Here is a 7,596-nt window from a genome sequence, read left to right as displayed (position 1 = left end):
AAGATTAGCATTCATGGCAGACGGCGGTTGAGTGGCTGGTTAGTGTTTTGGCGAATACAAAACTAACCACTTTTACCGCCGTTTTCTATTGGTTCACGCTTAACCGCGATGAACCTTTTTTTATTACCAGTACAGCGGCCAAATCTGGCGCAGGCGGGCCATCGCTTCGAGATAGAAATAGTCGCCCCAGCTGCAACACTGGTCGACGCCTTTGCCGCTCGCCATGTGATACACCGAATGCTTGAGCAGGCCTTCGCACGCTTCGTCGTCGCGAGCGAGATAGTTGTCGGTCAGCGATTTCATGATACGCAGCGCCATTTCTTCATAATGTGCGCGATGCGGGTCGAGCGTGGGCAGCGCTTTAACCAGTTCCAGCAAGCCACAGGCGGCAATGGCGGCGGCGGAGCTGTCGCGCACCGCGTCGGTGCCGAGCAGGGCTAAATCCCAGTGGCAGACCTCATCTTCCGGCAGGCGGTTGAGGAAGTAGTGTGCCAGGCTGCGGGAAAGTTCGACCATGCTGCCGTCGCCGGTATGCAGATAACTCAGCAGGAAACCGTAAATCCCCCACGCCTGGCCGCGAGACCAGCAGGAGGTGTCGCTATACCCCTGATGGGTATTCCCGAAACGCGGCTCACCGGTGACCACATCCATATAGTAGGTGTGCCAGGTCGATGCATCATCGCGCACAATGTAGCGCGCGGCCTGTTCGACGTGCGCGGTGGCGGCGTCGGCATAGCGCGAGTCGCCGGTTTGTTCGCTGGCCCAGTACAGCAGCGGCAGGTTCATGTTGCAGTCGATTATCATGCGGCCCTGCTGTTCAGGGTCATTCAAATCACCCCACGCCTGAATGATTTTCGCCGTCGGGTTAAAGCGCTCCATCAGGGCATCGGCCGCCTGGAGGGCACTTTGACGCGCGGCTTCATTTCCGGTCAGCCGCCAGGCGCTGACGCAGGAGAGTGAATACAGAAAACCTAAATCATGGGTGGCGGTGTCGATGCGCTGCTCAATGCGTTCGGCGAAGGAGGGCAAGGTGCACTCTGCGGCTTCGCGGAAACGAGCCTCACCGGTCATTTCCCACGCCAGCCACAGCTGTCCGGTCCAGAAACTGGTGGTCCATTCGACATTTTTAGTGCGCGGCCAGACGCCGTTTTCACAGGCTTCTCCCGGGAAGCTATCGCCAAAAGCGGCAATATTGGTATCCAGTTTTTGTGTGATGCGGGTCAGCGCGGCGTCCAGACTTTGACGCAGCGCAGGCCGGTCGATGGCGTACAGCTCAACCGGGCGCAGCGGCTCAGTAACAACGGAACGGGTCATAACGTCTCCTTAATGACTTTTAGCGGGGGCAATGGATACCGCGTCCAGCGTCTGAGCGTCCTCGGGGTGAGGATCGCTGTCAGAGCGGCAGCGTGAGAGGGTGAAGCCGGAAACCAGGGTGAAGAACAGGGCGCAACAGCCCATCATCAGGTAGGTTTGCTCGAACCCGATTTTGGCGTACAGGTAGCCAGCCGGTGGCGCGACCACCACTGAGCCGACGTAAATCATCGCCTGATAGCCCAGCAGATACATGGTGGCGTTCACCTTTTTATGGAAATGCTCGGCGATGTATTTGAATACCGACACCAGCAACAGCGCGATTTCCATGCCGTACAACGGTTTGATAATCGAAATGGCGAGCGGGTCAGTCGTCAGGCCGGAGGCGATCAGACGTGCGCCGACCACCAGACCGCAGAGTAATAACCCTTTTTTCGCGCCGTAGCGGTTAACCAGGACGGGAATGAACATCATCATCACGAATTCAGTCCCGGACTGAATCATGCTCAGGTAGCCGTACCAGGCGTTGCCCTGTTCTTTGGTGGCAAAGAATGAAACGAAGTAGCGTGGGAACTGCTGCTCGGCGATAAACATCATCCACGCCACGCCCGCCACATACAGACTGAACATCCAGAATTTACGGTTTTTCAACAGCAGAATGACGTCGCTAAAAACGATTTTGTTTTCAGAGATGACGTTGTTACTGCGCAGCTGTTCGTCACCGATTTTCAGGCTGATTAACACCAGCAGCATCAACACTGAGGTGGCGCTGCTGACGAGGAAGTTCGCCAACGGTGTCAGGTTAAACAGTACGCCAGAGACGGAGGCCGCCAGCGCCCAGCCGAGCGATCCCCACATGCGGATCCGACCAAACTCGAGGTTATACAGGCGGCTAAAGCGGTCGGCATAGGATTCCGACGCGGCCACACCGGCATACCAGCCGAGGCTGAGATACAGCGCGCCGACAATAATCCCGACGGTAGTGTGGCTCAGCAATAACGGCTGATAGACAACGATAAAGAACGGGGCCATCAGCGCAGAAACGGCACACACAAAATAGAGCAGCCATTTGCTCATGCCGATTTTGTCCATGATGTAGCCGTAAACCGGCTTCATGATCACCGCGAACACGCCGTTGATGGCGAAGACGCTGCCAATGGTGATGCTGTCCAGACCGACCTTCTGGCTCAGCCACAGGGCGTACAGTCCGAAGCTGGATGACCAGGTGAAGAAGTAGAGAAAGATAAAACTGCTCATCTTGATTTGCGCACTGCGCGGGGTGGTCGCGGTCATGATGCTCTCCTCAGTCTGACGGCAGTTCAGTCAGGGTGATGTGAGTGTGATGTGTCGCCGATGTCAGGAGAACGACACCCTGATCCCGTCGGGCCTGTGGGGCGCTGGCAGCGTTGAATTCCTGTGGGTCGCCAGCCCAGACGGCGCTTATCAGCAGATGCGTGCCGGGCGAATGTTCCCCGCGTAGCACCGGCACGGCGGCGCGGTCGGCAAATAACAGATTGCTGTTCGGCGGGGTAAGTACCACGTCGCCCTGACGTAGATGCGGGCTCAGACAGGCAATCATGCTGGTGTCTTTGTCTCCGCTTAGTTGGCTGATGCCTTTTGCGGTCTGCTGTTCCGGCTGCGGACGGAAACAGAGACTGAAGCCGCCTTCGGCGCTGTCCAGTTCCCGGGCGGTGCGCAGGTGATGCACGCGAACTTGCCAGTCGCCCAGGGCTACCAGCCAGCTATCGACGGTGACGTCATGCCACGGCTGCCAGCGGCTGTAGATAACGTTCTCATTCACGCTGACCGTGAGGCATTCCCGACGACCGCGCCAGTAGTTGTCTTTTTCGCTGAGCAGCAGCATTGAATCCGGCGAAGCGTGCGGCAGGCCAAAACGTCCGCGTTCGACGGTGAAGGCGAAGCGCGTGGAGTAGGCAAATTTGCAGTATTTCGCTTCGGTATTGACGAAGTTATTCCGCTCTAGCTGCCCGGCGGTCAGCAGCCATAAATGATGCGGCTGGTGGACGATAATCTGTGCCGCTTTGGCGATGGAATGCGGCGTCTGACGTGGTGGAAGCGGTTCTTCTTCGGCCTGCCAGAAGTCGCTGTTTTCACCTAACGCCAGTACCAGCACCGTTTTCAGGCCCCAGTACGGTGAACCCGGAGCATTGTAGTCTTCTGCCATGACAAGATTCGGGTAGCTGTAACCAACGCTCAGCACGCCGTCGCGATCGAACGGTTGCTGACGCATCCACCACCGCAGATGACGCAGCACCAGCCCTTTAATCACCCCCGGAGAGTATACGTTCAACCCGGCAAAGGCGGCGGCGCTCCAGAACGCGACCTGGGCAAAGCGGTAGGTCAGGCTACGACCGAAGGGAATCGCGGCCCCATCGTCATCAAAGAAATGAATGAAATCAGCGGCAAATACCGTGGCCCGCTCGCGCAGGGTGGCACAGCGTTGGGGGTCAATGTCTTTCATTAGTTGGGAGTAGATCAGGCCGTAAAAATGGAAGCCCATCGAAATGTAGTAATCACGCGGCCTTTCCGGGCCATCGCTGTACCAGCCATCGCCGAGCCAGTAGCGTTCCATGGCGGCAAAATGGCGTTCAATCGCCTGGTGATTAACGGGCAGTCCGGCGTGATGGAATCCAACCTGCACCAAAATCGGAAAAAAGTGCCAGTTGTTGTCCGGAATGGTGGCGGTTTCGCTTTGCTTCAGCCAGTGCCAGAGATGCTGCTTTTCCTGTTCGTTGAAGTGTGCCAGCAACGGCTGATGGGCGAGGGCCAGTAACAGTCCGTAGGCCGCCATTTCCACCACCCGCTGATCGCTGGGACCGACTTCCCCCCAATATTCCGGGTGCGAAGGGTTGGTGCCGTTCTTTATGGCCTGAATATAGCGCGATAGCTGTTCCGGCTCCTGACCACCCGCCAGCAACGGCGTGACGCCCCATAATAAGCGGGAGAAGGCCTCCATATTGGCAATGCGCTGGCCGTAATGCGTCGTAAAATTCGCCAGGTCGACGCCGCTGGCGTTATTTTTGAAAAAGGGCGTGACCGCATTGAGTATTTCGTTCACCCACAGGGTGAGGTCACTTCGCTTTTGTAGGGGATTTTCAAAGGTAATAGGTTCGGGTTGCACAAGGTCCTCCCGTCAGATACGAGAAAATTAACGTTATTGTTATGGGACTTTTTTATCGCCAGAAGTAGGCGGCGAACCAAGACTAGCCGCTTTTTTCCCGGCCGCTGAGTGAGCCGCTTCACAAAAATGAACCGCTATTTTAAATTCGCTGGATTTTCATTAAAGGCAGGGCAATAAATTGCAAACCGTAGGCTAAAAATTTAATTCTGTTGTCATGGTGTCGGAATGAGCGATTCGCAGTTACTGGAAAGGATCACCCTCGAACGGCAGGCGATCTCTTTTAATCGGATGTGGGGCTCCAGCGCGCTGTATTACCACTGGCATCAGTGCGTGGAGTTTCTTTATATTTCTCAGGGCTACGGCATTGTGGTGGTGGATAATCAGCACTACACCGCGCGCCCCGGCAGGCTATTTATCTTCCCGCCGTTTCGTCTGCACAAAGTGCATGTCGATGACAGCGAACAGAACCAGTATCACCGTTCCACCATGCACATCGAGCAGTCGGCGGTGGAGAGCAATCTGCAACAGTTTCCGCGCTTTCAGGCGCAGTTTTCCCGTTTAGCGGCCAGCCATGCCCCGGCTCAGGCGTACGATCTGAATGAGCACGCGGCGTATATGGAGACCGTGCTGGCGCAGTTCGCCGCGCTTGAATCGAAGGAACACTATCCGGTCGACGAGGTTGCTTTTTTGGTGATGCAGATAATGTCGCTCCTGCCCGCATTGCCCTCGACCAGTGCCCCGCAGCAGCAAACCGCCTCGGCGCAAATCATGCAGTGGCTGGAAGAACATTACGGCGACAAGTTTTCACTGGAGGATCTGGCCCGGGATATCGGGCTGTCACGCAGCTACACCTCACGCATCTTCCGCCAGCAGACCGGCGGCAGCATCCACGAATACCTGCTCACGAGGCGATTGAAGCGCAGCTGTGATTTGCTGCGCACTACGGAAATGCGTGTTGATGCGATCGCCGCCAAAGTTGGTTTTCAGGAGGCGACCTATTTCATTACCTGCTTTAAACGCATGATGCGCCAGACGCCGTTGCAGTATCGCAAACTGGCGCAGCAGCGCGTCAATCTGCTTTGACGATCGGTTTTCCCTTCAGCAGTTTGCGCACCCAGAAGCGGTTGGGGTTAAGCGCAGCGAGCGTCGAGGCATCCAGCGGCAGGGGTTCGTGGCTCATTTGTGAGGCCAGAATTTCCGCCGTCAGCGGGGCAGTACACAGGCCGCGAGATCCCAGCCCGCCCAGCATAAACAGGTTCTTATATACCGGTGCAACAGGTGCATTTTCGCTGTTTTCGGCAAGGGTAGCGTAGGTATCGAGTGTTTGCTGGTAGTCCGGCACGTTGCCAATCATCGGTAAATGATCGCGGGTGGCGCAGCGAATGCCGCCTCGCGCGTCACCCTGGCTCACGTCCACTTCCTGCGCCCAGGTGGCCTGCGGGAAACAGTCAATCAGACGCTGGCGATTGTTCAACTGATCCTCTTCGCTGTAGGCGACCTCGGTTTGCCCGCGATGGTAACTGGCTCCGATGCAGTGCTGCTGATTATTCGGATTCTGCGGTGTCAGGTAACCGTCATAGCACAACACATGGCGCAGCTCTGATAACGCAGGCGTAGTGGGAATATGGCTGACCTGTCCGCCGACGCTGGAGACCGGCAACTCTGCCGTTTGGGCGAAATGTGCAAGTTGATGACCCGTGGCCAGCACCGCGTTGGCATGATTCTGTTTTTCGCCGGAGGCAAAATGTAGCGTCCAGCCGTCGTCCTGGGCCGCAAGCCTTTCACAGCGATGGTTCCAGTGCACTTTCAGGCCATGCTGACAGCCATAATCAATCACCGCGGCGGTGAGCTGTGCCGGGCACAACCAGCCGCCAAGCGGGTACTGGATGCCAGCGCAGCCCGTCTCCACACCTGCGCTGCGAGCCACCTCTGCGGCATCGACTTCGATGGCAATTTCCGCAGGCAGCCCCAACTCAAGCATGCGGGCGATTTTATCGCTGCTTCTTTTATCCCAGCCCAGCTGCGTCACGCCGCACCAGGCACTATCAAACGCGACAGGCAGGGAATCATACAGACGGCGGGCAAAGGTAAATGCCGCCGGGAAAAACTGGGTCAGGGCAGGATCGTGTGCGCTGAGCAACGGGTACAATGCGCCCTGACGGTTGCCGGATGCGCCTTGTGCCGGGGCACTGTCTGCGCAATACAGCGTCACCTGCCAGCCGCGACGCAGCAGGGCCAGGGCCAATAATGCGCTGGCAATCCCACCGCCGATAATGGCCGTTTCACGCACGTCCGAGCCGGTGCGGGCAAACCACGGGGCACGGGCGCTGTCGGGCAGAGAGTCATCCCGATACCCGGTCAGCATTTCTCGTTTGCGACCAAAGCCTTTGCTTTTTTGCATACAGAAACCGGCATCTATCAGCCCACGGCGCACAAAACCTGCGGAGGTAAAGGTCGCCACTGTGCTGCCGGGCCGGGCCAGTCTGGCCATCGCGTTAAACAGCGTTGGCGTCCACATATCGGGATTTTTGGCCGGCGCAAAACCGTCGAGGAACCAGGCGTCCACCTGCTGATTCAGGGAGTCATCAAGGGTGTCGACCAACTCATTGATATCGCCAAACCATAAATCGAGCGTGACGCGACCGTTATCCAGCAGCAGGCGGTGACAGCCGGAGAAGGGCAGGGGCCATTGCGCGTGTAACTGTGTGGCGAATTCGGCCAGTTCCGGCCAGGATTGATGCGCCAGGACTAAATCTGTCAGGCGCAGCGGGAATTTTTCAAAACTGATGAAATGTAATCTTTGCAGCGTAGCGTCAGGGTGCGAGTCGCGAAACGCGTTAAAGGCCTGCCAAAGCGTGAGGAAATTCAATCCGGTACCAAAACCGCTCTCGGCCACCACCAGATGGGAGCGGTCATGAGAGGCAAAGCGCTCAGGTAACCGGTTTCCGCCCAGAAAAACGTATCTTGTCTCTTCCAGCCCATTATCGTTGGAAAAGTAGACATCATCAAAATCTCGGGAAACAGGTGTACCCTCATTGTTAAAATCAAGGTTGGCAGGTTGTATGGCGTTTTGTTTCACGTAAGTTACTCGCAATGCAAGGCGTCCGGGGATCTTAGCGATGTGTGCCGGGTGGCGCAAATTT

Annotated in this window: 5 protein-coding genes; 1 reads left to right on the top strand and 4 read right to left on the bottom strand. The window is 56.9% G+C overall.

Annotated elements, in window-relative coordinates:
- Positions 1–123 precede the first annotated feature (123 nt).
- Genes ACG0Z5_RS06360 through ACG0Z5_RS06350 form a run of 3 tightly spaced genes read right to left on the bottom strand, consistent with a single transcriptional unit; the run spans position 124 to position 4,453 of the window.
- Positions 124–1,314 (bottom strand): glycoside hydrolase family 88 protein, encoded by a 1,191-nt coding sequence (locus tag ACG0Z5_RS06360; RefSeq protein WP_394446146.1) that lies wholly within the window; start codon positions 1,312–1,314, stop codon positions 124–126.
- Between the two features lie 9 nt (positions 1,315–1,323).
- A complete protein-coding gene (locus tag ACG0Z5_RS06355; RefSeq protein ID WP_394446145.1) occupies positions 1,324–2,604 on the bottom strand; it encodes an oligosaccharide MFS transporter in 1,281 nt (426 codons plus the stop codon).
- Between the two features lie 10 nt (positions 2,605–2,614).
- Entirely contained in the window at positions 2,615–4,453 is a 1,839-nt protein-coding gene (locus ACG0Z5_RS06350; RefSeq protein ID WP_394446144.1) for a DUF2264 domain-containing protein, read from the bottom strand.
- A 225-nt stretch (positions 4,454–4,678) separates the two neighbouring features.
- Here ACG0Z5_RS06350 and ACG0Z5_RS06345 point away from each other — a divergent pair, with 225 nt between their 5' ends.
- Positions 4,679–5,536: a helix-turn-helix domain-containing protein gene (locus ACG0Z5_RS06345; protein WP_394446143.1), complete on the top strand. Its 858-nt coding sequence runs from the start codon at positions 4,679–4,681 to the stop codon at positions 5,534–5,536.
- On the opposite strand, the gene mnmC is transcribed toward ACG0Z5_RS06345, so the two are convergent.
- Entirely contained in the window at positions 5,523–7,532 is a 2,010-nt protein-coding gene (mnmC, locus tag ACG0Z5_RS06340) for a bifunctional tRNA (5-methylaminomethyl-2-thiouridine)(34)-methyltransferase MnmD/FAD-dependent 5-carboxymethylaminomethyl-2-thiouridine(34) oxidoreductase MnmC (protein ID WP_394446141.1), read from the bottom strand. The two genes, ACG0Z5_RS06345 and mnmC, sit on opposite strands and share 14 nt — an antisense overlap.
- Between the last annotated feature and the right edge of the window lie 64 nt (positions 7,533–7,596).

The sequence above is a fragment of the Scandinavium sp. M-37 genome (genome assembly GCF_043558715.1).
GTDB lineage: Bacteria > Pseudomonadota > Gammaproteobacteria > Enterobacterales > Enterobacteriaceae > Scandinavium > Scandinavium vulneris_A.
This window is presented reverse-complemented; position numbering and strand designations above follow the sequence as displayed.

Excerpts from the sequence above, each read along its gene's own strand:
- ACG0Z5_RS06355 (WP_394446145.1), bottom strand. The coding sequence starts at position 2,604 with ATGACCGCGACCACCCCGCGCAGTGCGCAAATCAAGATGAGCAGTTTT.
- ACG0Z5_RS06345 (WP_394446143.1), top strand. The coding sequence starts at position 4,679 with ATGAGCGATTCGCAGTTACTGGAAAGGATCACCCTCGAACGGCAGGCG.
- ACG0Z5_RS06360 (WP_394446146.1), bottom strand. The coding sequence starts at position 1,314 with ATGACCCGTTCCGTTGTTACTGAGCCGCTGCGCCCGGTTGAGCTGTAC.